This is a genomic window from Leucobacter massiliensis (assembly GCF_002982315.1).
Lineage (GTDB): Bacteria > Actinomycetota > Actinomycetes > Actinomycetales > Microbacteriaceae > Leucobacter > Leucobacter massiliensis.
This window is the reverse complement of sequence record NZ_MWZD01000014.1, coordinates 79,596-103,778: the sequence shown is the minus strand read 5'-3', so window position 1 is coordinate 103,778 and position 24,183 is coordinate 79,596. Positions and strand designations below refer to the sequence as shown.

Here is a 24,183-nt window from a genome sequence, read left to right as displayed (position 1 = left end):
CGCGCGCGGGACCGGTACTGTGGTGCCGTGAAACTGATCGGCTTGAGCGGCGGCATCGCAGCGGGCAAATCCATGATCGGACGGCGGCTGCAGGAACTGGGGGCGGAGCGCATCGACGCCGATGTGCTCGCGCGTGAGGCCGTCGCGCCGGGATCGCCGTGCCTGGCGCGGGTGGCGGATCGCTTCGGCGCGGCGGTGCTCGCCGCTGACGGCAGCCTCGACCGTGCCGCGCTCGGTGCGATCGTATTCGGGGATCCTGCGGCACTCGCGGAGCTGAATGCGATCGTGCATCCGGAGGTGCGCAGGCTGTTCGCGGAGCGTGTGGAAGCGGTGAGGGCCAGGGATCCGGAAGCCGTCGTCGTCTACGAGGTGCCGTTGCTCGTCGAAGCCGGCCTGGCGCAGGGCTGGGACCTGGTGGTGATGGCAGAGGCGCCCGCCGAGCAGCGAGTGGCGCGCATGGTCGAACTGCGGGGAATGGAGGAGGAGGAAGCGCGCCGCCGGATCGCGAACCAGGCGAGCGACGCAGAGCGCCGGGCCGTCGCCGACGTGGTCATCGACACCTCGGGCAGCGAGGAGGAGACGCTGCGGCAGGTGGACGCGCTCTGGGGGCGGATCACATCCGGCTGAACTCGGCGAGCCAGTCGAGTCGCAGCTGCGCGAGGAAGGCGATCGTGAGGTAGCACAGCAGGACGATCACCCAGGTCCAGGAGTAGAGGCGCTTGAAGACGCTCTGCGCGCCGGCGCTCACCGGGACGTCGCCGACCGCGTACGGCCTGAAGAACGTCGTCCACCACAGGGGGATGGTCACGCTCCAGACGACCATGCACCAGGGGCACAGCGTGCCGAGCACGAAGACGCTCTGCGAGAACAGCCAGCACACGAGCACGAAGCCTCCGAGGAGGCCGAGCTGGTAGAGCATCCAGAACCACCGTGAGAACCGCGCGCCGGCGAGCAGCGCGACCCCCACCGCGATGGGGGCCACGAAGGCCGCCACGCCGATGATGGTGTTGCTGAATCCGAAGAGCGAGCCCTGCCAGGAGCCCATGTTGGGGCCGCAGGTGACCAGGACGCTCACGTTGCAGTTGGGCACGTAGTCCGCGTCGCGCAGCGTCTTGATGTACTCGGTGAGCAGCTCGAAGGAGGCGAACCAGCCGATGGCGCCCGCGACGATGGAGAAGATGGCGAAGGCGGTGGGCCGTGCGGGGGCACGGAGCTCGGTTGTCATGTTCCGCATCCTACTCGCGGTGACTTCGAGCGCGCCGTGACATAATGGTGTGCGTCACGGGGTTCCGATGGGGATCTTGTGCGTACAGTCTTTTGGGGGCGTGAGCGCCCCCACCGGTCGAGGACCGACCGAGCGCGGGTGACGTCACCCGCGGAGAACAGGATTCGCGGGTTTCCCGCACACGAGGTTTCCGGGCGGCGCAGGCTCGTCCCGGGCAAGAGGAGACACCAGGAATGGTGAAGAGCACGACAGCAGAACAGCACGAGGGGGACGCTTTCGTCCCGCAGCAGGCCGAGGTGGTGGAAGGTGACGGACCGGCCGCAGAGCCGAGCGCCGTCGGCGCCTCCGAGGACCGGCCGACCGTCGCAGAAGGATCTGAGCCGGTGAGCGAGGAGACGGCGGCCGAGGCCGCAGCGGACGGCGCGGAGACGGCGGCGGAGGCATCCGAGGGTTCCTCATCGGCGTCGCAGAGCCTGACGACGATCCCCTTCGCCGAGATGACGCCGGAGGAGCGCTTCCGGGCGACGACGCGGCTCATCTTCCTCGCTCCGGACGTGCCTCCCGTGCAGCCCCGGCCGCGACGCAGCGACTGGCGCTTTTCGGAGCCGCGCCAGCCCGAGGCGCGCGCGGGGGAGTCGCGTCGTGGAGAAGGTCGTGGCGGAGAGTTCCGCGGCGAGTCGCAGAGCGGGGAACTGCGCGGCGGCGAGCTGCGCGAGCTCGACGAGCTGCTCGACAAGCGCTTCTCGCGCGACGAGGACGCGGCGGAGCGCGAGCCGGGCTCGCGCCGGACCCGCCGGCGCTCGGGCGGAGCGGAGGGCCAGGGGGACGGTGAATCCGCGCGGCGCCAGCCACGTCAGGCCCCCGTGATCACGGAGCCTCAGAAGGTCAAGGGGTCCACGCGCCTCGAAGCGAAGAAGCAGCGCCGCCGCGACGGTCGCGACACGGGCCGCCGCCGCATGGTGATCACCGAGTCGGAGTTCCTCGCGCGCCGCGAGGCGGTCGACCGCGAGATGATCGTGCGCACCACCGCGGACCGCGTGCAGATCGGCGTGCTCGAGGACAAGGTGCTCGTCGAGCACTACGTGGCGCGCTCGAGCGAGTCCTCCCTGATCGGCAATGTGTACCTCGGCCGCGTGCAGAACGTGCTGCCCAGCATGGAGGCCGCCTTCGTGGACATCGGCCGCGGCCGCAACGCCGTGCTCTACTCCGGCGAGGTCGACTGGTCCGAGTTCGAGGGCGGCAACACGGCGCGCAAGATCGAGAACGCGCTGAAGCCGGGCGATCAGGTGCTCGTGCAGGTCACGAAGGACCCCGTGGGGCACAAGGGCGCGCGCCTGACGAGCCAGATCTCGCTGCCCGGGCGCTTCCTGGTCTACGTGCCGGGCGGCGCCATGAACGGCATCTCGCGGAAGCTTCCGGACACCGAGCGCGCGCGCCTCAAGAAGATCCTCAAGGAGGTGCTTCCGAGCGGCGCCGGTGTGATCGTGCGCACTGCCGCCGAGGGGGCCAGCGAGGAGCAGCTCACCCACGACGTGCAGCGGCTGACCCGTCAGTGGGAGTCGATCCAGAAGCGGGTCGAGAAGGGCGGCGGGCCGGTGCTGCTGCACTCCGAGCCCGACATGCTCATCAAGATCATCCGCGACGTCTTCAACGAGGACTTCCAGCGACTGCTGATCTCGGGAGACGACACCTACCGCACGATCGAGGAGTACCTCTCGCAGGTCGCGCCCGACCTGCTCCAGCGCGTGGAGCGCCACGCGGGTGAGCGCGACGTCTTCGACGAGTACCGGATCACGGAGCAGATCGCGAAGGCGCTCGACCGCAAGGTCTGGCTGCCCTCGGGCGGCTCGCTCGTGATCGACCGCACCGAGGCCATGACCGTCGTCGACGTCAACACCGGCAAGTTCGTCGGCTCCGGCGGCAATCTCGAGGAGACCGTCACCAAGAACAACCTGGAGGCCGCCGAGGAGATCGTCCGCCAGCTGCGGCTGCGCGACATCGGCGGGATCATCGTGATCGACTTCATCGACATGGTGCTCGAGTCGAACCGCGATCTCGTGCTCCGCCGCCTCGTCGAGTGCCTGAGCCGTGATCGCACGAAGCACCAGGTCGCGGAGGTCACCTCGCTCGGCCTCGTGCAGATGACGCGCAAGAAGCTCGGACTGGGCCTGCTCGAGTCGTTCAGCGAGCCCTGCGAGACGTGCGCCGGGCGGGGGATCATCGTCCACCACGAGCCGGTGGCGAAGCATCACCGCAGCGAGGGGAGCTCCCGCGGAAAGGGACGCGGGAAGGGTGCGCAGACGCAGCACGAGCCGAAGCCGCAGACCCACGCCATCTCCGACGGTGCGAAGAACATGCTCGCCCAGGTGGCCGCGTCGACGATTCAGTCGGCGGGCCGGGCGGGTGAGGCCGGGGAGACTCCCCGTGAGGCCCCCGTGACGGGAAAGGTCTCGCGAGTGCCTCGCGAACGCGCCGACACCTCTTCGCGACGCGAGCCGGAGTCCTCGGGCACGCTGCTCGACTCCGTCCTCGACGCGCTTCCCCCGGCTCCCGCCGTCGGCGGCGGCCGCGGGCGGGGGCGACGCGTGTCGACCCCGCCGATGAGCGGCTCGGGACCCGTGAACGACGGCTCTCGCGGAGACGCGGTTCCCGCTGCGGGAGCTGTCGACGCCGCGCAGGAGGCGCAGCTCGCTCTCGCCCGGGCCCTCGAGGAGACTGCTCGCCGTCGCGAGGCGGGCCGCGAGTGACACGCGGGAGCATCCATTTGACCGGAAACGGTCGCACACGATATTATTGAGCGTTGGTGCCACCCTCGCGGGGGGCGAACACCTCAGACTTCGAAGGCGGCGGGGCTGCGCTTCGACACGGAAGACGATCCTCGAGAAAAGGGTGACAAGTGGTTTACGCAGTAGTGCGCGCAAGCGGCCGGCAGGAGAAGGTCGAGGTCGGCTCGATCCTCACCGTCAATCGTGTGGCGGGTGACGCGGACGGCAAGCTCGAGCTTCCCGCGGTCCTGCTCGTCGACGGGGATCAGGTGACGACCGACGCCGCAGCCCTCGCCAAGGTGAAGGTGACCGCGGAGGTGCTCAACGATCTGCGGGGTCCGAAGATCGTCATCCAGCGCTACAAGAACAAGACCGGGTACAAGAGCCGTCAGGGCCACCGTCAGGACCTGACCCGCATCAAGATCACCGGCATCAAGTAAGCGCCCACGGGCGTTTCGGAACGAGGAGAGACTCATGGCACATAAGAAGGGCGCCAGCTCCACCCGCAACGGTCGCGACTCGAATGCGCAGCGCCTCGGCGTGAAGCGCTTCGGTGGCCAGCAGGTCAGCGCCGGCGAGATCATCGTCCGCCAGCGCGGCACGCATTTCCACCCCGGCGCGAACGTGGGCCGCGGCGGCGACGACACGCTGTTCGCGCTGTCGGCCGGCGCGGTCGAGTTCGGCGTGAAGGGCGGCCGCAAGGTCGTCAACATCGTGGCCGCTGCGTAATCTGCGCAGGGCATCGGCGAGGCGGGCTTCGGCTCGCCTTTTGCCGTTTTCGCGGCCGCTCGGGCCGCGATCCCTGGTTCGTGAGCCAGGGGGAGGGAGTGGGACACAGTGGTGACGTTCGTCGATCAGGTGCAGGTGCACCTGCAGGCCGGCCGGGGCGGCAACGGGTGCGTGTCGATCCGGCGTGAGAAGTTCAAGCCGCTCGCCGGTCCCGACGGCGGGGCCGGTGGTCACGGCGGCGACATCGTGATCGTCGCCGACCCGCAGGTCACCACCCTGCTTGAGTATCATCGCCGTCCGCACCGCAGCGCCGAGAACGGCGGGTACGGGGCGGGAGACTACCGCGCGGGCACGAACGGCGCAGAGCTGCTGCTCCCGGTGCCGGTCGGCACGGTCGTGAAGGACGCCGACGGTGAGACCCTCGTCGACCTGACGGAGCCGGGCGAGCGCTTCCTCGCAGCGAAGGGCGGGATCGGCGGACTGGGCAACCACGCGCTGGCGAGCTCGAAGCGCAAGGCCCCCGGATTCGCGCTCCTCGGCACCGAGGGCTGGAGCGGCACCCTCACCCTTGAGCTCAAGACCATCGCCGATGTCGCCTTCGTCGGCTACCCTTCCGCCGGGAAGTCGAGCCTCATCGCCGCGATGAGCGCCGCGAAGCCGAAGATCGCGGACTACCCCTTCACCACACTGCACCCCAACCTCGGGGTCGTGCAGATCGCCGATCACCGCTTCACCGTCGCCGACGTGCCCGGCCTGATCGAGGGCGCGAGCGAGGGCAAGGGCCTCGGCCTCGATTTCCTCCGCCACGTCGAGCGCTGCAGCGCGCTGCTGCACGTGCTCGACTGCGCGACCCTGGAGCCCGGACGCGATCCGCTCTCCGACCTCGAGGTCATCCAGGCCGAGCTCGCCGCCTATCCGGTGCCGGAGGGGCAGACGCCGCTGCTGGAGCGTCCGCAGCTCATCGCGCTGAACAAGATCGACGTGCCCGAGGCCCGGGAGCTCGCCGACTTCGTCCGGCCCGAGCTGGAGGCGCGCGGACACCGCGTCTTCGAGATCTCCACGGTGTCGCACGAGGGCCTGCGCGAGCTGAGCTTCGCGCTCGCCGAGCTCGTCGAAGCGGCCCGGGAACGTGAGCTCGCCGAGACCGTGGCGAGCCCGCGGGTGGTGCTGCAGCCGCGCGCCGTCGACGACGGCGGCTTCCGCGTGGTGCCAGAGGGCGGCAGCTACGGGACGCTCTACCGGGTGCTCGGCGCGAAGCCCGAGCGCTGGGTCGAGCAGACCGACTTCACGAACGACGAGGCGGTGGGTTACCTCGCCGACCGCCTGCAGAAGCTCGGCGTGGAGGACGCCCTGGTGAAGGCGGGAGCGACGGCCGGATCGACCGTGGTGATCGGCCCGGGCGCCGGCGTCGTCTTCGATTGGGAGCCGACGGTCACGAGCGCCGCCGAGGTGCAGATGGGGGCGCGCGGCAGCGACCTCCGCGTCGAGCAGAACGAGCGCCGCACCAATAAGGAACGGCGCGTCGGCTATCACGAGCGGATGGACGCGAAGGCCGAGGCGCGCGCCGAGCTGGAGCGGGAGCGCGCGGCCGGGATGTGGCAGGAGGACGAGTCGTGAGCGCCGAGGGCAGCGAGTTGGCGGATCGCGCGGCAGGGGGCTCCGACGCTGCGGCAGGGGCGCAGCTGTTCGCCGCCCGCCGAGTCGTCGTCAAGGTGGGATCCTCCTCCGTGAGCGGGGACAACGCCGATCAGATCCCGCAGCTCGTGGCGTGCCTCGCGCGCCTCGTCGAGGCCGGCGTCCAGGTGATCCTCGTATCGAGCGGTGCGATCGCGACGGGCGTGCCCTTCCTCCGGCTGGACGAGCGTCCAGAGGACCTGGCCACCCAGCAGGCGGCCGCCGCGGTGGGGCAGAACATCCTCGTCAACCGCTACCAGCGCGCGCTCACCGGCCACGAAATCATCGCGGGCCAGGTCCTGCTGACCGCGCACGACATCGAGAACCCGACCCACCGCGGGAACGCGCGACGCGCGCTCGAGCGGCTGCTGCAGCTCGGGATCCTGCCGATCATCAACGAGAACGACACCGTCGCGACCCACGAGATCCGCTTCGGCGACAACGACCGCCTGGCGGCACTCGTGGCTCGGCTGGTGAGCGCGGACCGGCTGGTGCTGCTCTCCGACGTCGACGCCCTGTACACCGCTCCGCCGATGATGCCCGGGGCGCGTCGCATCGCCCGCGTGGCCTATGGCGACCCGCTCGAGGGGATCGAGATCGGCGAGTCCCAGTCCGGCTGGGGCACCGGCGGCGCCGCCACGAAGGTGCAGGCCGCGCGTCTGGCCGCCGACGCCGGCGCAGCCGTGCTGCTCACCGAGACGCGGCTGCTGGCCGCGGTGCTCGACGGCGAAGACCACGGCACCCGCTTCGAGGCGCGCTCCGAGGCCGGAGCGAGCTGAGCGGGGGCGCGGCGGACGCGCGCCTGTCGCTGCTGCACCCCGGGTAGGCTGGAGTCATGTCGCACGCCGATCCCTTCCTCGCCAGACTCGAACGAGCGCGCAGCGCCTCCAAGCGGCTCGCCACGGTCACCACGACCCAGAAGAACGCCGCCCTGGAGTCCATCGCCTCAGAGCTCGAGGACTCCGTCGACGAGATCGTCGCCGCGAACGCGATCGACCTCGAGCGCGGACGCGCGAACGCGATCGGCGAGGGGCTGCTCGACCGTCTGCGCCTCGACACCGATCGCATCCGCGGGCTCGCGGCCGCCGTGCGGGACGTGATCGCGCTCCCGGACCCGGTGGGGGAGGTGGTTCGCGGCTCCACGCTCGCCAACGGCATTCAGATCAGCCAGGTGCGCGTGCCCTTCGGCGTGGTCGGCGCGATCTACGAGGCCCGTCCGAACGTGACCGTCGACATCGCCGCCCTCTCCCTGAAGAGCGGCAACGGCGCCGTGCTGCGTGGGGGCAGCGCCGCGGAGCACTCCAACCGGGTGCTCGTCGAGCTGATCCAGCGAGCCGTCTCGCGGGCGGGCCTCGACGGCGACGCGGTGCAGACCATCGACGAGTTCGGCCGTGAGGGCGCATCGCGGCTCATGCGCGCACGCGGCTTCATCGACGTGCTGATCCCGCGCGGCAGCGCCGGGCTCATCTCCACCGTCGTGCAGGAATCCACGGTCCCCGTGATCGAGACGGGATCCGGCGTCGTCCACGTCTACGTGGACGCCTCGGCAGAGGAAGGGATGGCGGTCTCGGTCGTGAAGAACGCCAAGACACATCGGCCGAGCGTGTGCAACGCGGCCGAGACGCTGCTCGTGCACCGCGACGCGGCCGAGCGCCTCCTGCCGCGCCTCGCCCGCGAGCTCATGGGCGCCGGCGTCGAGCTGAGCGGCGACGAGGCGAGCCGCTCGGCCGTCCCCGGCGTCGGGGTCGCTGACGAGGAGACCTGGGCCACTGAGCATCACGCCCTGGCGATGGGGGTGCGCGTGGTCGGCTCCCTGGACGAGGCTCTCGCGCACATCGAGCGCTATTCCACGCGGCACACCGAGGCCATCGTCACCCAGGACTACGCGAGCGCGGAGCGCTTCCTCGCCGAGGTGGACTCCGCCGTCGTGATGGTGAACGCGTCCACGCGCTTCACCGACGGCGGCGAGTTCGGCTTCGGCGCGGAAGTCGGCATCTCCACCCAGAAACTGCACGCGCGCGGCCCCATGGGGCTGCCGGAGCTGACCAGCACCAAGTGGCTGGTGCGCGGCACTGGGCAGATCCGCTGACAGTACCCAGTACACTGGTAGCAGTCAACCGATCCGCCACGAACCGCAGGGGTCATCATGTCACTTCTCGCCACGATCGCCGTCGCCGCCGAAGAGGGGCACCACGTCGTCAACGAGCTCCCGTTCCCGGCCCCGCTCTTCGGCCTCATCGCGCTGGTCGCGCTCGCCTCCCTGGTGGTGCTCACCTACTCCTTCCGCGACGTCGCCAACCGGCACTCCGCGAAGGCTGAGGCGTACGCCCGCGAGCACGGCGGAGAGCAGCAGCACTAGGGATTCGAACGGACGGTGTCAGCACAGCGTCGCATCGGGGTGATGGGCGGCACCTTCGATCCGATCCACCACGGCCACCTCGTCGCGGCCAGCGAAGTCGCACAGAGCTTCGCGCTCGACGAGGTCGTCTTCGTGCCCACGGGACGGCCGTGGCAGAAGCAGAACGTCTCGCCCAGCGAGCACCGCTACCTCATGACGGTGATCGCCACCGCCTCGAATCCGCGGTTCAGCGTGAGCCGCGTCGACCTCGACCGGGACGGCCCCACCTACACGGTGGACACACTCCGAGATCTGCGGCGCCAGTACCCGGATGCGGAGCTGTTCTTCATCTCGGGCGCCGACGCGGTGGAGCAGATCGTCAGCTGGAAAGACGTCGATCAGCTGTGGGAGCTGGCGCACTTCATCGCCGTGAGCCGCCCCGGCCACGAGCTGTCGCTCTCCGGCTTCTCCGACGAGCACATAAGCTTGTTGGAAGTTCCCGCCCTGGCGATTTCCTCCACGGATTGCCGCGAGCGGGTGGGGCGGGGGTTTCCGGTGTGGTATCTCGTGCCGGACGGAGTGGTGCAGTACATTGCGAAGCACAGGCTGTACACCTGAGGAAGCGACAGAGTAGATGAGTGAGCAGGACGAACAACGACCGCTGACGCGGCGCGAGCGCCGTCTGCGGGAGATGGCCGAGACCGGCGCGCTGGACCTCTCGGAGATGTCTGCCGCGACGGACGGGGGGAGCGTGCCGCAGCCTGCAGAGGTGGCCGATCCCGGCACGGGGGACATCGAGATCTCCCCGTTCCACGAGGACGGGACACCGCGCAGCCGCCGTGAGATGCGCCAGCTGCGCGAGGCGGCCCTCGCTGCGCGGGCCGCGCGATCGACTCCGGAGACGTCCGCCGCGGATGCCGAGGATGCCACGGGGGACGAGTCCGCCGCGGGGGACGAGTCCGTCGAGCCGTCGAGCGCGGCGGCGGACGCCCCCGCACCGAGAGAAGCCCCGGCAGAGCCTCCGGCGACGCAGCACGCCGCCGCGCAGCCCGAGGTGGAGGCGGGGACTCCCGAGCTCGCCTACGCGTCGCCGGAGCCGATGCCGGAGCCGGCGGCCGCCCCGGTCGCCGAGCCCGCCCCGGTCGCCGAGCCGATGGCGGCGCCCGCGCCGCAGGCCGACGAACCCGACTTCGACACGCTGATCGCGCCGCCGACCGAGCCGTTCACCGTCGAGGAACTGCGCGAGGCCGAGCAGAACGCAGCCGAGCCGGTCGCTGATGACGGAACCACCGGCGAAGCGCCGACCGCCCCTGAGGCCGAGACCGCTGCTGCGCCGGCCGATCCGGAAGCTGCGAAGCCCAAGCGCCGCTTCTGGCAGCGTGGCCGTGAGGAGGCGGACCGCGGCGCGGAGGCCGCCGCTCCGGCGCCGGCGGAGGCGCCGGAGCCCGTGGAGGTGGGCGAGGTGCCCGTCGACCGTGTGGATGACGGCGCTGACACCGGGCCCGCCGCCGAGACCGTGGTCGCCGAGGTCGTTCGCGAAGAGCCGGCCGAGGCCGCTCCGGCGACGGACGAGGCAGAGCCCGAGACCGCGGTGTTCGCCGCCCCCGCACAGGACGAGGCGGCGGATCTGCCGAGCGCGGCACCGCAGGAGGAGCCGGTCGCGGAGAGTGCGGAGAGCGCTCCCGAGCAGAAGACGAGCTATTCCTTCCCGGACATCGCGCCCCCGGAGGAGTGGCGCTCCGTGTTCGACGACCCGAGCTCGCGCACCGTGCCCGACCAGCTCGATCGGAACGACGCCGGCGGTGACTTCGACGACCTCATCTCACGGGCCGTGGCGCAGGAGGGGTCGACCGGGGGAGCGAGCACGGCCGCGCTGATCCTGCCGTCCATGCCGGAGGACACCGGCGGGCTCACGGGACCGCTCGGCGGCACCGGCGAGCTGTACGTGACGGGCTCGCTGAAGCTGCCGAAGTCGCTCGGCGAGACCGGCGGGCACTCCGCGCTGCACGACTCGATCGAGATGGACCCCATCACCGGCGCCCCGGCGGAGGATACCGGGGTCACCGGCGAGGGTCCCGCTCCCGTGTCCGCCCGGCACGCCGTGAGCGCCCGCGCCCTCTCGAGCATGCCCGCCGTTGCGAAACCCGCGAAGGAGCGCAGCAAGCTGCCGCTCATCCTCTCGCTGACGGGTGGCGGCGTGCTGATCGCGGTGATCGCACTCGGCGCCTGGGGCGCCAGCAACGGCGTGTTCGGGTAGCCGGCACCCTCCCCACCAGATGAGCGCGGGCCCCGGTCCGCTGAACGAAGGAACTGAACTGAACGTCGAAGCGACTGAGAACCGCGATGTGCTCGAAGAGCTGGGTGTCGCGCTGCGCGCCGCCGAGGGCACCGGGGCGACGGCGCCTGTCGCGCTGCGGGTCACGGAGCAGTTCGGCCTCGCCGACGCGTTCCTCATCGTGACGGGAAGCGTCGAGCGCAATGTGCAGGCGATCTCCGACGCCGTCGAGGACGCGCTCAACGAGGCCGGTGTGCGCACCGTGCGCCGGGAGGGCCGCGAGAGCGGCCGCTGGGTGCTGCTCGACTTCGGCGACCTCATCGTGCACGTGTTCCACGCGGAGGAGCGCGATTTCTACCAGCTTGAGCGGCTCTGGCAGGACTGCCCCCTGATCGAGCTCGAGCCGTTGCGCGGAACGGCGGGCGGCGCGCTCTCCGCCGCCGGGTAGCTCCTCCCCGCGGTCGGCGTGCCTGCCTGACGGCCGCGGGGTAGCATGGCGGGCATGGGATCGGTGAGCTCACTCGTCTGGGACGGCCGCGGGGCGGTGATCTCCCGGAACGTGCCCTTCGCGGAGATCTCCGAGCTGCTGCGCCGGGACGATGTGCTCAGCTGGGTCGATCTGAGCGGCGCGGAGCCCCAGGATCTCGAGCGTCTGGCGGGCGAGCTGGGCCTGGACCCGATGGCCGTGGAGGACGCGGTCGCCCACGTGGAGCGGCCGAAGGCCCTGCGCTACGCGACGCACACCTTCTTCACGGTCTACTCGGCGGACTTCGACGCGTCCGGGCTCGGAAACGGGGCTGGGGGCGGGAGCGCGGACGAGGGGAGCCTGGCGGCGCGGATCCGGCTGCACAAGATCTCCGCGTTCGTGTTCCCGCGCGGCCTCATCACGGTGCGGGCGCCCGAGTTCGACGTAGAGGCACTGGTGCAGCGCTGGGAGGACAACGCGGATCTGCTCGGCTCGGGGGTGGGCGCCCTGGTGCACGGCCTGCTCGACGTCGTGGTCGACGGCCACTTCGAGGCGGTGCAGTCCCTCGACGACACGGTCGAGGGCATCGAGGACGTGCTCTTCGACGAGCGGGTGCTCGCCCGGCGCGTGCAGCGGGACACCTATCGTCTGCGCAAGGAGCTCGTGCGCTTGCGGCGGATCGTGCTCCCCATGCGGGAGGTCGTGAACGGCGTGTTGCGGCATCACCGGGAGGCGGGTTCGAGCCCCGAGCTGGACGCCTCCTACGACGATCTCTACGACCACGTGCTGCGGGTGACCGAGTGGACGGAGTCGCTGCGCGACATGGTCACGGCGATATTCGAGACGAACCTGTCGCTGCAGGATGCGCGGCTGAACACGGTGATGAAGAAGCTCACGGGCTGGGCGGCGATCATCGCGGTGCCGACCGCGGTGACGGGGTTCTTCGGGCAGAATGTGCCCTACCCGGGCTACGGCACCTGGTGGGGATTCGTAGCGAGCGTCGTCGTGATGGTGGGCGCGGGAGCCGCGCTCTACATCGCCTTCAAGCGCAAGGAGTGGATTTGAGGGGCGTGGAATCCTGGGGGCAAACGCATCGCGTTTGCCGGATTCCGCGCGAGTCCCCGAAGATCAGAAGGGCCCCGCCTTGCGGGGCCCTTCAAGAGTGGATCTGAGGGGCGTGGAATCCTGGGGGCAAACGCATCGCGTTTGCCGGATTCCGCGCGAGTCCCCGAAGATCAGAAAAGCCCCGCGCTGCGGGGCTTTCAAGAGTGGATCTGAGGGGACTCGAACCCCTGACCCCCTGCATGCCATGCAGGTGCGCTACCAGCTGCGCCACAGACCCTCGAAGTCGGACGAATGCTCACCCGACAACTCTTCGAGTTTACACCAGGCTCCGGCGAGGAACGCAAATCGGGGCGGTCCGGGCGCGTCGCCCGGGTGGGCGGGGGAGCTCCGTGCGGGCCGGTCGTCGCGGGTGACGCTGTGGGCAGCGGAGCGGGGGTACACTGCGAGGGTGATCGACCTCAGCCAGCCCATCGCCGACGGGATGATGGTGTACCCGGGCGATCCGCAGGTGACGATGCGCGAGGCCCTGTCGCTCGCGGTCGACGGGGTGGCGGTGTGCGAGCTCCATCTGGGCTCGCACAGCGGCACCCATGTGGATGCGCCGGCGCACACGGTGGCGGGCGGGCGGACCATCGACGAGATCCCGCTCGAACGGCTCTCGGGGGAGGCGCGCGTGCTTCGCCTCGCGGATCGGGTCGGACCGGGCCACCGCATCGAAGCGGGGGAGCTCGGGCTGATGGGGGTAGGGTCGCTCCCCGCGATCGTCGCGATCCACACCGGCTGGGATCGGCACTTCGGCGGCGCGGCGGCCACGAATCATCCGTATCTGAGCCGGGATGCGGCGGAACTGCTGTGGCGGCTCGGCATGCGGGTGCTCGTCGTGGACACGCTGAGCCCGGACCAGACCGGCGCGCCGACTGCGGACCCGGGCCACGACGCCCCTTCCGGGGGCGGCCCTGTGTTCCCGGTGCATGAGGTGGTGCTCGGTGGTGACGGCATCATCGTGGAGAACGCGCGGGGGCTCGGCCGGCTCGGCGAGCGCTGCCGGATCGGGATCTTCCCGCTGCCGCTGGCCGGCGCCGACGGCGCGCCAGCGCGCGTGGTCGCCTGGCCCGACGAGGGCTGCTGAGGGGCCCGTGTCGGGTGGTGAAGGTGCCGGCGGCGGGCGGCTCAGCGCCGTCGCACTCGTCGCAGCGGGTGGCGCCGCGGGCTCGCTGGCGCGGTATGTGGTGACGCTGGCGGTGGGGGACACCGGGGCGTTCCCGGTCGCGGTGTTCGGCATCAACGTGCTCGGCGGCTTCCTGCTGGGGCTGCTGCTCGAATCGCTCGCCGGCCTCGACCGCCGCCGGGGTGCGCCGGGGGAGCCGACGGCGCGCCTGCTGCTCGGCACGGGCGTGCTCGGCGGTTTCACCACCTACAGCTTGCTCGCGAGCGACATCGCCGGGCTGCTGCTCGGCGGGCAGGCCTGGGTTGCGCTCGGCTACGGGGCGGCGAGCCTTGCCGCGGGCGGGCTGGCGGCGTGGCTGGGCGTGCGACTGGGCGGCGCCCTCACGCGGGGAGCGGCGGAGTGAGCGAGGAGATGAGCGGATCAGGCGGCCTGTGGCTGGCGCTCGGGATCGCGCTCGCGGGCGGCGCCGGTGCGGCGCTGCGCTACCTGCTCGACACCGCCGTGCCCGTGCGGGTGCGGGAGCGCTTTCCGTGGGGGATCATGCTGGTCAACCTGACGGGATCCTTCGCGCTCGGGCTGCTCGCGGGCCTCGCCCTCGGCCAGCCGCTCGCGAGTGTGCTCGCGGTGGGGCTGCTCGGCGGCTACACGACCTTCAGCACCGCGATCCTCGACACGGTGCGGCTGCTGCAGCAGCGCCGCATCGGGGCGGCGCTGCTCAATGGGCCCGGCATGCTGGTCGCGACGGTCGCGCTCGCGATGTGCGGGATCCTGCTCGGCCGGCTCTGGAGCTGAAGCGCCCGGTCCGGGATCCCGCCGGACCGCGCAGACGCGATCCCGGACGCGCAGTTCCTCAGCGCACCTGACGCGCCTCGAAGCGCAGATCGGGGTGCGCGTAGGCCTCCTGCGCCTCCACGAGCCGCAGTTCCCGCGCACCCGCCGCGTAGGTGCGCTCCAGCAGGGCGAACACGCTCGCCGTGGTGCGGGCGAGTGCGTCGGCGGCGTCGCCGCTGCGCCGGAAGTGCGCGGTGAAGAGCGCCGCCGTCACGTCGCCGGAGCCGTTCACCTTGAACGGCAGCAGCGGTGTGCTCACGATCCACGCCCCCTCGCCGGTGGCGGCGAGCATCTCGATCGTGCCCTCCGCGCGATCCGGGCGCTCGAGGCTCGTCACGAGGACGGTGGAGGGGCCGAGGGCGCGGGCCGCGTCGACCGATGCGAGGGTGGATTCGAGCGTGTCCGGCGAGGTGCCGGTGATGAAGCCGAGTTCGAACTGGTTGGGGGTGATGAGGTCGGCGCGCGGCACAACCCGGTCGCGGATGAGGTTTTGCACCTCGGGGGCGACGTGGCAGCCCGACTTCGCGTTGCCGAGCACCGGATCGCAGGCGTAGATCGCCTCGGGGCTGTGATGCTTGACGCGTTCGACGGCGTCCAGGATCGCGTCGCCGATGCTGTCGCCGCCCTGGTAGCCCGAGAGCACCGCGTCCACCTCTGCGAGCCCGCCGCGCTCCTCGATGCCCATGACGATCTCGCGGACGTCCTCGCCCGACATCATGGGTCCGCGCCAGGAGCCGTAGCCGGTGTGGTTCGAGAACTGCACGGTGGCGACCGGCATCACCTCGATGCCGATGCGCTGCAGGGGGAAGACGGCGGCTGAATTGCCCACGTGCCCGTAGGCGACCGAGGACTGGATCGAGAGGATACGCATAGCATGATCCTGCCAGTGGTCCGAGGAATGGACCAATGCCGCGCGGGGGCGATGGTCCACTTTTCGATGCGTCTCAGATCGCGCGACCGGGGGTCAGGATCCCGCGCGGGTCGAGGGCGTCCTTGATGAGGCGCTGCATGTCGAGCGCGGTGGCGTCGAGCTGCCAGGGGAGCTCGTGCCGCTTCACCGAACCGATGCCGTGCTCGCCCGAGATGGTGCCGCCGAGGGAGAGGGCGAGCCGGGTGATGTCGTCGATCACGAGGTCCGCGGCCGCGATCCCCGCCGCGTCGTCCGGAGCCTCGACGGTGCAGTGCAGATTCCCGTCGCCGGCGTGCGCCACCGTGGAGACCCGCTTCCTGTGACGGACCGCGATCTCTTCGACGCCGTGGAACATCTCGGCGAGCGAGGCGACCGGCACGCCCACGTCGCAGGAGATCTTCAGGCCGCGCGCGTTGAGCGCCGGATTGGAGAGGCGCCGGGCTTCGAGCAGGGCGTCCGAGTCGGAGATCCCCGTGTCGGTGGCGCCCTGCGCGGCGCAGATCGCGATGATGCGCTCCGCCTTCGCCTCGGCGTCGGCGCCGACCGTCTGCCCGACGAGCATCGCGCCGTCCGGCACGGTGAGGCCCGTCGGGTGGAACGACTCGATGATCTCCACGCTCAGCGCGTCCATGAGCTCGAGCACCTCGGGCTGCGCGCTGCCGCCCACGATCGCGGTGACGGCGCGGCCCGCGTCTTCGAGACGGTCGAAGGCGGCGCGGAAGGTGCGTGGCGTGCCGGGCGGCACCGGCTTGAGGCGCACGGTCGCCTCGGTGATGACGCCGAGCGTGCCCTCGGAGCCGACGAAGAGCCGGGTGAGGTCGTAGCCCACGACGTTCTTGCGGGTGCGGGCGCCGGTGCGCAGCACGCGGCCGTCGGCGAGCACCACTTCGAGGGCGGCGACGCTGTCAGAGGTCACCCCGTGCGCGACGCAGCGCAACCCGCCCGCATTCGTGGCGATGTTGCCGCCGACGGTGCACAGGCGCGCGCTGGCGGGGTCGGGCGGGAAGAACAGGCCGCGCTCGCGGCAGGCGTCGTCGAGCTCGCCGGTCACCACTCCCGGCTGTACGAGCGCGAGACGGTTCGCCTCGTCGATGCCGAGGATCCGGTTCATGCGCTCCAGTGACACGATCAGGCCGCCGTCGTAGCCCATCGCACCCCCGGTGAGCCCGGTTCCCGCCCCGCGCACGCTGACGGGCACGCCGTGCTCGTGCGCCCAGGCGAGCGCCGCAGAGACGTCCGCGGTCGACTCGGCGAGCACCAGCGCCAGCGGCGCCCCTTCCGGGCGGGCCCGCGAGGTGTCGCGGGCGTAGGGCGCGATCAGCGCGGCATCCAGCACCAACCGCTCGCCCAGTGCCCCGCGCAGCTCCTCCACTGCGCGCAGTTTCGCGTTCCACTCACCCGTCATGCGGAGACCAGCCGCTCCACCTGGTCGAGTTCGTGCTCGTGCTCGTCGTGCGCGAGCTCAATGTCGTAGTCGCTCTGGACGTTCAGCCAGAAGCGCTCGGAGAGCCCGAAGGCGCGAGAGAGCCGGAGCGCGGTGTCCACGGTGATGCGGCGCCGGCCGCGGATGATCTCGCCGAGCCGGGTCTGGGAGAGCCCGGTCGCCTGAGCGAGCCGGTAGGTGCTGATGCCGAGCGGTTCGAGAAACTCGGTGCGCAGGATCTCGCCCGGCGTGATGGGTGCGTGCGCTTTGTCCACGGCGGTGCTCCTTTCAGTGGTAGTCGACGATCTGCACCTTCTCCGGGCCATTCGCGGTCCAGAGGAAGCAGATCCGGTATTGCTCGTTGATCCTGATCGAATACTGCCCGGCCCGATCCCCGGACAGTTTTTCGAGGCGATTGCCCGGCGGGATGCGCAGATCGCCGATCGCGCCGGCCGCGTTCAGCAGCCGGAGCTTCTTCTGCGCAGCGCGCTGCAACTCGGGTGAGAATCGCCGGTCGTGCTCACGCTTCCACACCCTTCGGGTCGCAGCGTCGGCGAAGGACTGGATCACACTCTGATGGTATCGCCCAATAGTACTATCGAGCAATAGGAGTATTGAAGGTCGTGGCCTGAGGGGTGTGAGCTTGAGATTCTCTGAGTATCAAGAATGTGCCGTCAAGGAAAAAAGATCCCGTCGGCCGTTGAACTCGAAACACGGTTCTGGACGCTCTCGGATTATCCGAGTACGGCTGGCGGGCGCTTTGCGACCCTCAACGTCGGCCCCCTCGAACTCGCGTTTTTCCCCGTCGGTGGCGTCTCTCGTCGGATGGGATTGGAGAGCAGGGCGTACCGTTTTTCAGGGTGAACGCCGCCCCGGGTCACCGTGATGCGCAGCGCGAGCGCGAGAGTCAATGCTCGCAGCCACTCGCGCGAGCTGACGCGGCTCGTATACGAACGAATCGCAGAGCGCTCAGAGGCGGCCGACGAGCGGTAGGGTTGCGCGCACTGGTCGGTGCCGTGCGTGACAGGATGGGGAGGTGGAAAGTCCGGACAGAACCCGCGGCGCGGGGCGGTATGCGCCGAGTCCTTCGGGGGATCTGCACCTGGGGAATCTGCGCACGGCGCTGCTGGCGTGGCTCTTCGCCCGTGGGAGCGGGCGGCGCTTCCTCGTGCGCATCGAGGACCTGGACCGCGCGCGGGACGGTGGCACCGGCGAGCGGCAGCTGCGGGATCTGGAACGGCTCGGGATCGACTGGGACGGCGAGCCGGTGCTGCAGAGCGAGCGGGGCGCGGATCACGCCGCCGCCATCGAACGGCTCGATGCCGCCGGGCTCGTCTACGAGTGCACGTGCTCGCGGCGCGACATCCTCGCCGCGCCGAGCGCACCGCACGCGCCACCGGGCGCGTACCCGGGGACCTGCCGGAACCGCAGCGAGGCCGAGCGCCGTGCCGCGCGCGAGGCGATCGCGCCGAGACGGCCCGCCCTCCGCCTGCGCACCGAAGTCGCCGAGCTGAGCTACGAGGACCTGCTGCTCGGGCGGGTGCGCGGGGACATCGACGACTTCGTGCTGCGACGCGGTGACGGGACAGTCGCCTACAACCTGGCCGTCGTCGTCGACGACGCCGCGATGGGCGTGGACCAGATCGTCCGCGGTGACGACCTCGCCTCCTCGACGCCGCGCCAGATCCTCCTGCAGCGGCTGCTGGGTCTGCCCAGCCCGCCCGCCCTCCAGTACGCGCACGTGCCGCTCGTGCTCGGGCCGAGCGGCGCACGGCTCGCCAAGCGCGACGGGGCGGTGACGCTCGCGCAGCTGCGGGACCGCGGGATCGGCGACGCCGAGGTGCTCGGCCTGCTCGCCGCCTCCCTCGGGCTCGCCGCCCCGGGAGAGCGGGTCACGGCAGAGGCGCTGCTCGCGCGCTTCGAACCGTCCCGCCTGCCCCGTGAACCGTGGGTGTGGCGGGATCCGGAGCCGCGGTGAACGCTACTTCTTGAGCGCGCGGATGATCCGGGCCAGTGCGCGGCCCGCGACCCACACGAAGGGCACCCCGACCGCGAGCAGCGACACGATGTTCGGCTCGAAGCGGGTGACCCCGTCGCGCGTCACATAGGCGCCGACCGGCACGGCCATGCCGCCGCCCCCGCCGCCCGAGCCTTCGCCCTTCGCGTCTTCCAGGTCGCCCCCGCCCTCGCCGGCGCCGAAGCCGAAGCTGGTGCAGGCCACCGGGATGAGGGTCGTTCCGTCGACGTCGATCGGATCGCCGTAGGAGGTGCGCACACCGACGCGCATCACAGTTTCCGCGAGTTTCATCGTGAGATCAGACATGCCCTCACCCTACTCGCTCGCGCCCTCCGGCGGCAGGGCTTGACCTGCGCTCTCGGAGGTGTGCCAGGAGCGGCGAGCCGAGGCCGGCTCCGGCCGCTTCGCGACCACGTGGTCGCCGGAGGAGACGTGCTTGATCCTGCGTATCACCCACGGGACCAGGTGCTCGCGCGCCCACACCACGTCCTCCTGCCGAGCCTGCCGCCAATTGCGGACGGGCAGAGGCGGCGGATCGAGGGGGGTGAGCTCGTGGGGGATGTTGAGCGCGTCGAGTGCCGCCCGGGCGATCGTGTGGTGGCCGAGCGCGTTCAGGTGCAGCCGGTCGCCCGCCCAGTAGCGGCTGTCCTGCAGTTCCTCCAGCGCCCACTGGTCCACGACCACGCAGTCGTACCGCTTCGCGACCTTGCGCACATTCTCGTTGAAGATCGCGACCTTGCCGCGGATCGTGCGGAACACCGGCTGGAAGTTCGTGTCCACCCCGGTGAACAGCAGGATCGTCGCCCCGCTCTCGCTCAGACGCTCGACGATCCGGTCCAGCCGCGCGGCGACCTCGTCGGGGTCGGTGCCGGGGCGGATCACATCGTTGCCGCCCGCGCACACGCTGATCAGATCCGGGCGGAGGTTCAGCGCCGCCTCCACCTGCTCGTCGGCGATCTGCTGGATGAGCTTCCCGCGCACCGCCAGGTTCGCATAGGCGAAATCGTCGTCGAGTTCGCTCAGCACCTCCGCGAAGCGATCCGCCCAGCCGCGCAGGCCGCCCGGGCTGTCGGCATCCGGGTCGCCGACCCCCTCGGTGAAGGAGTCGCCGATGGCCACGAACCGCGACCAGGGAAGCTCGATCCGATCCTCTGCCACTGCCTCGTCCCCGTTTCCGGCGGTCCGACCGCCCGCGCACTCATCACCTGTCGATACGGTCTATCCTAGAGCGCTGTGACAGATGCGGATCCGGAACTCCACCTCCCGGGGACGAGTGCCGCCGAGCATCTGCCTCCCGCCTATCCCGAGCGCGCCGCGCACGGCACCGCCGGCACCCTGCGCGCCTGGCAGGAGGAGGCGATCCGGCTCTACCTCGAACGCGAGCCCCGCGACTTCCTCGCCTCGGCGACGCCCGGCGCCGGCAAGACCACCTTCGCGCTGCGCCTCGCCGCGATCCTGCGGGCCAACCACACCGTCACGCAGATCGTGGTGGTCGCCCCCACGGAGCACCTGAAGACGCAGTGGGCGGACGCCGCAGCCCGGGCTGGCATCCGTCTCAACCCGCGCTACTCCAACAGCGACGGGCTGGGCTACGGCCGCCACTACCACGGGGTCGCCGTGACCTACGCGCAGGTCGCCATGAAGCCCGTGCAGCACCGGCTGCTCACGGAGAGCGCCGACACGCTCGTGATCCTCGACGAGGTCCACCACGGCGGCGATGCGCTGAGCTGGGGCGACGCGATCCGCGAGGCCTACGGTTCCGCGAAGCGCCGGCTCTCGCTCACGGGCACGCCGTTCCGCTCCGATGACGCCCCCATCCCTTTCGTGGAGTATGCGCCGCAGGGCGACGGTTCGAAGGTGTCGCTCACCGACTACGACTACGGCTACGGCCGCGCCCTCGCAGACGGCATCGTGCGCCCCGTCATCTTCATGGTGTACGCAGGCAAGATGCGCTGGCAGACCTCCGCGGGCGAGGAGATGGAGGCCGCGCTCGGCGAGGGCAACACCAAGGACATCACCTCGCAGGCGTGGCGCACCGCGCTCGACCCGAACGGCGACTGGATCGCGAAGGTGCTGGCGGCCGCAGACCGCAGGCTCACCGAGGTGCGCCAGCAGATCCACGACGCCGGCGGGCTCGTCATCGCGACCGACCACGCCTCCGCGAAGGCCTACGCGGCGCAGCTGCGGCGCATCACGGGCGAGGAGGTCGCGCTGATCCTCTCCGACGACGACGGCGCCTCCGACCGCATCGACGAGTACTCGAAGGGGGAGTCACGCTGGATGGTCGCGGTGCGCATGGTGTCGGAGGGCGTCGACGTGCCGCGGCTCGCCGTCGGTGTATACGCGACCAGCTCGTCCACGCCGCTGTTCTTCGCGCAGGCCATCGGCCGATTCGTGCGCTCCCGCCGCCGCGGCGAGGTCGCCTCCGTGTTCATCCCGAACGTCCCCGCGCTCATGCAGCTCGCCGCCGAGCTCGAGAAGGAGCGCAACCACGTGCTCGAGGGGCCGAAGAGCGCGGAGGAGATGTGGGACGCCGAGGCGGCGCTGATGGCCGAGGCGGAGCGCGAGGATCGCGCCTCCTCGGAGCTGGAAGAGGCGGAGTTCACGTATCAGGCGCTCGGATCCGACGCCCATTTCGACCGGGCGGTGTTCGACGGCGCCGAGTTCGGCGGCTACGCGGAGGTGGAGAGCGAGGAGGAGCTCGACTTCCTCGGCTTCCCCGGACTCCTCGAACCGCAGGAGGTGAAGGCGCTGCTGCAGCAGCGGCAGGCCAGGCAGGCGCGCCGCTCGGCCACCCGTCAGGGACTCCTGGAGCACCCGCCCGAGCGTGCCGAAGCCCCCGAGGCGCTGCACCGCACCCTCGGCGAGCAGCGCAAGCTGCTGAACTCCCTGGTGGGCATGTACGCGAAGGTGTCGGGGGAACCGCACAAGGAGATCCACAACGAGCTGCGGCGCGTGTGCGGCGGACCGCCGGTCGCGCAGGCCTCCGTCACCCAGTTGCAGAAGCGCATCGATCTGCTGCGGCGGCGGCTGCGGCCCTAGGGTGAGACCGCGCGGGGGAGCGGACGGGGGAGCGCGCGGATAGAGTGAATCGCGTGTCGAAGAAGCAGCGCGGCGAGGGATCGACGCCCGCCACCCAGGCGCTCACCCGCGCCGGCATCGCCTTCACGCTCCGCGCCTACGCGCACGACCCCGCCGTCACGGACTTCGGGGGAGAGGCGGCGGCCGCGCTGGGGGTCGCGCCCGAGCGCGTGTTCAAGACGCTGCTCGCAGAGGTGGACGGCGCGCTCGCCGTGGCGGTCGTGCCCGTCTCGGGCGTGCTCGACCTCAAAGCGCTCGCCGCAGCGCTCGCCGCCAAGCGCGCCTCGATGGCGGATCCCGCCCTCGCGGAGCGCAAGACCGGTTACGTCGTCGGCGGGATCAGCCCGCTCGGGCAGCGCACCCGCCTGCGCACCGTGCTCGACGTGTCCGCCCGCGCGCACGGCACGGTGCTGGTTTCGGGCGGCCGGCGGGGGCTCGACATCGAGCTCGCGCCGGACGATCTCGCCCGGGCGACCGGAGCGGTGTGGGCGGAGATCGGCCGGCCCCGCTGAGCCGGATCCCGGGCGCGGCCGGTGTCGGGGGCGAGGGCCACGGGCGTTTCCGGGCCCCTGCGACGCCCGCGGGGACCGACGCGCGCGAGTTTCGGGACCGATTCGTGCGAGGTCTCGTTCCGTGCTAGGTTATTCTCTGTTCGGCCGATGACGGTCCGGATCGTTCGCGCGGGTGGCGGAATGGCAGACGCGCTAGCTTGAGGTGCTAGTGCCCGTATTAGGGCGTGGGGGTTCAAGTCCCCCTCCGCGCACGAACAGGCAGAAGGCGATCGAATCACTGATTCGGTCGCCTTCGTCGTTTCCGGCGAGGTGCGGACCGGCGCCGTCGGATCCGCAGGCCAGGGCATCGCAGAGGAAAACGGCCGTCGGCCGTTCGCGCATCGCTCCTCAATCCCATAGCATCATTGCAGGATTCCTGACAGGCAACGGATAGAGGAACGCAATGACGCACCTGGACCCCACCACACTGCCCCCGATCGACCCGACCGACCCGGCGAGCCTCGACGAACTACTCAGCGAGGACGAGAAGACCATCCGCGCTGCGGTGCGCGAGGTGCTCGACGCCGTCGCAGAGCCCTGCATCGCCGAGTGGTTCGAGAACGGCGGCATCCCGAACATCCGCGAGCTCACGCGAGAGCTCGGTTCGCTCGGCGTGCTCGGCATGCACCTCGAAGGCTACGGCTGCGCGGGCATGAGCGCGGTGGAGTACGGGCTGGCCTGCCTCGAGCTCGAGGCCACCGACTCCGGGCTCCGCTCGCTGGTGTCGGTGCAGGGCTCGCTCGCGATGTTCGCGATCTGGCGGTGGGGCTCGGAGGAGCAGAAGCAGGAGTGGCTGCCGCGCATGGCGGCCGGCGAGGCGATCGGGTGCTTCGGCCTCACCGAGCCCGATGCCGGATCCGACCCGGCCAGCATGCAGACGCGCGCCCGCCGCGACGGCTCCGACTGGGTGCTCAGCGGGCGCAAGATGTGGATCTCGAACGCCCCCTACGCCGACGTGGCCGTGGTGTGGGCGCAGACCGACGAGGGTGTCCGGGGCTTCGTCGTGCCGGCGGGCACGCCGGGCTTCTCGGCTCCCGAGATCACGCACAAGCTGTCGCTGCGCGCCTCGGCCACGGGTGAGCTCGTGCTCGACGGGGTGCGGCTGCCGGAGTCGGCGATGCTGCCGGAGGCGCGGGGACTGAAGGGGCCGCTGTCGTGCCTCAACGAGGCGCGCTACGGCATCGTCTGGGGTGCGCTCGGCGCGGCGCGTTCCAGCATCGAGACCGCGCGCGCCTACGCGAAAGATCGCATCCAGTTCGGGAAGCCGATCGCCGCGTTCCAGTTGACGCAGCAGAAGCTCGCCGACATGTCCCTGGAGTACATCAAGGGCTACCTGCTCGCCGTGCACCTCGGCCGCCGGAAGGACGCCGACCGGCTGCGCCCGGAGCAGGTCAGCATCGGGAAGCTGAACAACGTGCGCGAGGCGCTCGAGATCTGCCGCACCGCCCGCACGATCCTCGGGGCCAACGGCATCTCGCTCGAGTACCCGGTGATCCGGCACCAGAACAACCTCGAGTCGGTGCTCACCTACGAGGGCACGGCCGAGATGCACACCCTCGTGCTGGGTCAGGCGCTCACGGGCGAGTCCGCGTTCCGCTGAGCCGGCGGCGTCCTCGCCGTGATCCCATCGGGGCTGCTAGCCTATGCCTGACTGAGCGCGGGGCC

At 70.9% G+C, this 24,183-nt stretch carries 26 protein-coding genes and 2 tRNA genes; 20 read left to right on the top strand and 8 right to left on the bottom strand.

Annotated features, from left to right (window positions below; translation table 11 throughout):
* The first annotated feature begins 27 nt into the window (after positions 1-27).
* Entirely contained in the window at positions 28-627 is a 600-nt protein-coding gene (gene coaE / locus B4915_RS04720) for a dephospho-CoA kinase (protein WP_105804684.1), read from the top strand.
* Here coaE and B4915_RS04715 read toward each other — a convergent pair.
* Positions 614-1,225, bottom strand: a complete 612-nt coding sequence (locus B4915_RS04715) for a vitamin K epoxide reductase family protein (protein ID WP_105804683.1) — start codon at positions 1,223-1,225, stop codon at positions 614-616. The genes coaE and B4915_RS04715 overlap by 14 nt on opposite strands.
* 233 nt (positions 1,226-1,458) lie before the next feature.
* On the opposite strand from B4915_RS04715, the gene B4915_RS04710 reads away from it, so the two are divergent.
* The 11 genes from B4915_RS04710 to B4915_RS04660 all read left to right on the top strand — a co-directional run bounded on the left by B4915_RS04710 (position 1,459) and on the right by B4915_RS04660 (position 12,537).
* Complete coding sequence (locus B4915_RS04710; RefSeq protein ID WP_105804682.1) at positions 1,459-3,972, top strand: Rne/Rng family ribonuclease; 2,514 nt, start codon at positions 1,459-1,461, stop codon at positions 3,970-3,972.
* A gap of 149 nt (positions 3,973-4,121) precedes the next feature.
* Positions 4,122-4,430, top strand: coding sequence for a 50S ribosomal protein L21 (rplU, locus tag B4915_RS04705; protein WP_105804681.1), 309 nt, complete (start codon positions 4,122-4,124; stop codon positions 4,428-4,430).
* 34 nt (positions 4,431-4,464) lie between these two features.
* Positions 4,465-4,719, top strand: a complete 255-nt coding sequence (gene rpmA, locus B4915_RS04700) for a 50S ribosomal protein L27 (protein ID WP_105804680.1) — start codon at positions 4,465-4,467, stop codon at positions 4,717-4,719.
* 108 nt (positions 4,720-4,827) lie between these two features.
* Positions 4,828-6,336 (top strand): GTPase ObgE, encoded by a 1,509-nt coding sequence (gene obgE / locus B4915_RS04695; RefSeq protein ID WP_105804679.1) that lies wholly within the window; start codon positions 4,828-4,830, stop codon positions 6,334-6,336.
* 17 nt (positions 6,337-6,353) lie between these two features.
* Complete coding sequence (gene proB, locus B4915_RS04690; RefSeq protein ID WP_105804815.1) at positions 6,354-7,172, top strand: glutamate 5-kinase; 819 nt, start codon at positions 6,354-6,356, stop codon at positions 7,170-7,172.
* Between the two features lie 56 nt (positions 7,173-7,228).
* Positions 7,229-8,482 carry a glutamate-5-semialdehyde dehydrogenase gene (locus B4915_RS04685; protein WP_105804678.1) on the top strand — a complete coding sequence of 418 codons (1,254 nt, stop codon included), beginning with the start codon at positions 7,229-7,231 and terminating at the stop codon, positions 8,480-8,482.
* 57 nt (positions 8,483-8,539) lie between these two features.
* Entirely contained in the window at positions 8,540-8,752 is a 213-nt protein-coding gene (locus B4915_RS04680) for a hypothetical protein (RefSeq protein ID WP_105804677.1), read from the top strand.
* A 42-nt stretch (positions 8,753-8,794) separates the two neighbouring features.
* Positions 8,795-9,349: a nicotinate-nucleotide adenylyltransferase gene (gene nadD / locus B4915_RS04675; protein ID WP_105804814.1), complete on the top strand. Its 555-nt coding sequence runs from the start codon at positions 8,795-8,797 to the stop codon at positions 9,347-9,349.
* 16 nt (positions 9,350-9,365) lie between these two features.
* A complete protein-coding gene (locus B4915_RS04670) occupies positions 9,366-10,988 on the top strand; it encodes a prolipoprotein diacylglyceryl transferase (RefSeq protein WP_105804676.1) in 1,623 nt (540 codons plus the stop codon).
* A 19-nt stretch (positions 10,989-11,007) separates the two neighbouring features.
* A complete protein-coding gene (gene rsfS, locus B4915_RS04665; protein ID WP_105804675.1) occupies positions 11,008-11,454 on the top strand; it encodes a ribosome silencing factor in 447 nt (148 codons plus the stop codon).
* A gap of 54 nt (positions 11,455-11,508) precedes the next feature.
* On the top strand, positions 11,509-12,537 hold the full coding sequence (locus tag B4915_RS04660) for a magnesium transporter CorA family protein (protein WP_105804674.1): 1,029 nt from the start codon (positions 11,509-11,511) through the stop codon (positions 12,535-12,537).
* Positions 12,538-12,741: 204 nt separating this feature from the next.
* Here the strand turns inward: B4915_RS04660 and B4915_RS04655 are convergent.
* Positions 12,742-12,814 (bottom strand) — tRNA-Ala (locus B4915_RS04655).
* A 171-nt stretch (positions 12,815-12,985) separates the two neighbouring features.
* Here B4915_RS04655 and B4915_RS04650 point away from each other — a divergent pair.
* The 3 genes from B4915_RS04650 to B4915_RS04640 are packed head-to-tail and all read left to right on the top strand — an operon-like array spanning position 12,986 to position 14,497.
* Positions 12,986-13,666 carry a cyclase family protein gene (locus tag B4915_RS04650; RefSeq protein WP_105804673.1) on the top strand — a complete coding sequence of 227 codons (681 nt, stop codon included), beginning with the start codon at positions 12,986-12,988 and terminating at the stop codon, positions 13,664-13,666.
* Between the two features lie 7 nt (positions 13,667-13,673).
* The gene (locus B4915_RS04645; protein ID WP_105804672.1) at positions 13,674-14,108 is read left to right on the top strand and encodes a CrcB family protein; all 435 of its coding nucleotides are present in this window, start codon (positions 13,674-13,676) and stop codon (positions 14,106-14,108) included.
* Between the two features lie 8 nt (positions 14,109-14,116).
* The gene (locus B4915_RS04640) at positions 14,117-14,497 is read left to right on the top strand and encodes a fluoride efflux transporter FluC (protein ID WP_105804813.1); all 381 of its coding nucleotides are present in this window, start codon (positions 14,117-14,119) and stop codon (positions 14,495-14,497) included.
* Between the two features lie 58 nt (positions 14,498-14,555).
* On the opposite strand, the gene pdxY is transcribed toward B4915_RS04640, so the two are convergent.
* The 4 genes from pdxY to B4915_RS04620 form a co-directional block, all read right to left on the bottom strand.
* Positions 14,556-15,407, bottom strand: coding sequence for a pyridoxal kinase PdxY (gene pdxY, locus B4915_RS04635; RefSeq protein WP_105804671.1), 852 nt, complete (start codon positions 15,405-15,407; stop codon positions 14,556-14,558).
* A 73-nt stretch (positions 15,408-15,480) separates the two neighbouring features.
* On the bottom strand, positions 15,481-16,851 hold the full coding sequence (locus B4915_RS04630; protein WP_105804670.1) for an FAD-binding oxidoreductase: 1,371 nt from the start codon (positions 16,849-16,851) through the stop codon (positions 15,481-15,483).
* Positions 16,848-17,144, bottom strand: a complete 297-nt coding sequence (locus B4915_RS04625; RefSeq protein WP_105804669.1) for a HigA family addiction module antitoxin — start codon at positions 17,142-17,144, stop codon at positions 16,848-16,850. The genes B4915_RS04630 and B4915_RS04625 overlap by 4 nt, the downstream gene beginning before the upstream one ends.
* A 13-nt stretch (positions 17,145-17,157) precedes the next feature.
* Complete coding sequence (locus B4915_RS04620) at positions 17,158-17,439, bottom strand: type II toxin-antitoxin system RelE/ParE family toxin (protein WP_105804668.1); 282 nt, start codon at positions 17,437-17,439, stop codon at positions 17,158-17,160.
* A 466-nt stretch (positions 17,440-17,905) separates the two neighbouring features.
* Here B4915_RS04620 and gluQRS point away from each other — a divergent pair, with 466 nt between their 5' ends.
* Entirely contained in the window at positions 17,906-18,847 is a 942-nt protein-coding gene (gene gluQRS / locus B4915_RS04615) for a tRNA glutamyl-Q(34) synthetase GluQRS (RefSeq protein ID WP_105804667.1), read from the top strand.
* A gap of 3 nt (positions 18,848-18,850) precedes the next feature.
* Here gluQRS and B4915_RS04610 read toward each other — a convergent pair whose 3' ends face one another.
* A complete protein-coding gene (locus B4915_RS04610; RefSeq protein WP_105804666.1) occupies positions 18,851-19,192 on the bottom strand; it encodes a spore germination protein GerW family protein in 342 nt (113 codons plus the stop codon).
* Between the two features lie 9 nt (positions 19,193-19,201).
* Positions 19,202-20,044 carry an SGNH/GDSL hydrolase family protein gene (locus B4915_RS04605; RefSeq protein ID WP_105804665.1) on the bottom strand — a complete coding sequence of 281 codons (843 nt, stop codon included), beginning with the start codon at positions 20,042-20,044 and terminating at the stop codon, positions 19,202-19,204.
* Between the two features lie 75 nt (positions 20,045-20,119).
* Here B4915_RS04605 and B4915_RS04600 point away from each other — a divergent pair, with 75 nt between their 5' ends.
* The 4 genes from B4915_RS04600 (at position 20,120) to B4915_RS04585 (ending at position 24,118) form a co-directional block, all read left to right on the top strand.
* Positions 20,120-21,928 (top strand): DEAD/DEAH box helicase, encoded by a 1,809-nt coding sequence (locus B4915_RS04600; RefSeq protein ID WP_105804664.1) that lies wholly within the window; start codon positions 20,120-20,122, stop codon positions 21,926-21,928.
* A gap of 53 nt (positions 21,929-21,981) precedes the next feature.
* Positions 21,982-22,479, top strand: a complete 498-nt coding sequence (gene ybaK / locus B4915_RS04595) for a Cys-tRNA(Pro) deacylase (protein WP_219845085.1) — start codon at positions 21,982-21,984, stop codon at positions 22,477-22,479.
* A 166-nt stretch (positions 22,480-22,645) separates the two neighbouring features.
* Positions 22,646-22,730 (top strand) — tRNA-Leu (locus B4915_RS04590).
* 191 nt (positions 22,731-22,921) lie between these two features.
* Positions 22,922-24,118: an acyl-CoA dehydrogenase family protein gene (locus B4915_RS04585; protein ID WP_105804662.1), complete on the top strand. Its 1,197-nt coding sequence runs from the start codon at positions 22,922-22,924 to the stop codon at positions 24,116-24,118.
* Positions 24,119-24,183: the final 65 nt, after the last annotated feature.

Bases quoted from the DNA above. Each gene is read 5' to 3' on its own strand.
- B4915_RS04715 (WP_105804683.1), bottom strand. From the start codon at position 1,225: ATGACAACCGAGCTCCGTGCCCCCGCACGGCCCACCGCCTTCGCCATC.
- B4915_RS04710 (WP_105804682.1), top strand. From the start codon at position 1,459: ATGGTGAAGAGCACGACAGCAGAACAGCACGAGGGGGACGCTTTCGTC.
- rpmA (WP_105804680.1), top strand. From the start codon at position 4,465: ATGGCACATAAGAAGGGCGCCAGCTCCACCCGCAACGGTCGCGACTCG.
- B4915_RS04685 (WP_105804678.1), top strand. From the start codon at position 7,229: ATGTCGCACGCCGATCCCTTCCTCGCCAGACTCGAACGAGCGCGCAGC.
- B4915_RS04680 (WP_105804677.1), top strand. From the start codon at position 8,540: ATGTCACTTCTCGCCACGATCGCCGTCGCCGCCGAAGAGGGGCACCAC.
- nadD (WP_105804814.1), top strand. From the start codon at position 8,795: ATGGGCGGCACCTTCGATCCGATCCACCACGGCCACCTCGTCGCGGCC.
- B4915_RS04670 (WP_105804676.1), top strand. From the start codon at position 9,366: ATGAGTGAGCAGGACGAACAACGACCGCTGACGCGGCGCGAGCGCCGT.
- rsfS (WP_105804675.1), top strand. From the start codon at position 11,008: ATGAGCGCGGGCCCCGGTCCGCTGAACGAAGGAACTGAACTGAACGTC.
- B4915_RS04660 (WP_105804674.1), top strand. From the start codon at position 11,509: ATGGGATCGGTGAGCTCACTCGTCTGGGACGGCCGCGGGGCGGTGATC.
- B4915_RS04640 (WP_105804813.1), top strand. From the start codon at position 14,117: ATGAGCGGATCAGGCGGCCTGTGGCTGGCGCTCGGGATCGCGCTCGCG.
- pdxY (WP_105804671.1), bottom strand. From the start codon at position 15,407: ATGCGTATCCTCTCGATCCAGTCCTCGGTCGCCTACGGGCACGTGGGC.
- B4915_RS04630 (WP_105804670.1), bottom strand. From the start codon at position 16,851: ATGACGGGTGAGTGGAACGCGAAACTGCGCGCAGTGGAGGAGCTGCGC.
- B4915_RS04610 (WP_105804666.1), bottom strand. From the start codon at position 19,192: ATGTCTGATCTCACGATGAAACTCGCGGAAACTGTGATGCGCGTCGGT.
- B4915_RS04585 (WP_105804662.1), top strand. From the start codon at position 22,922: ATGACGCACCTGGACCCCACCACACTGCCCCCGATCGACCCGACCGAC.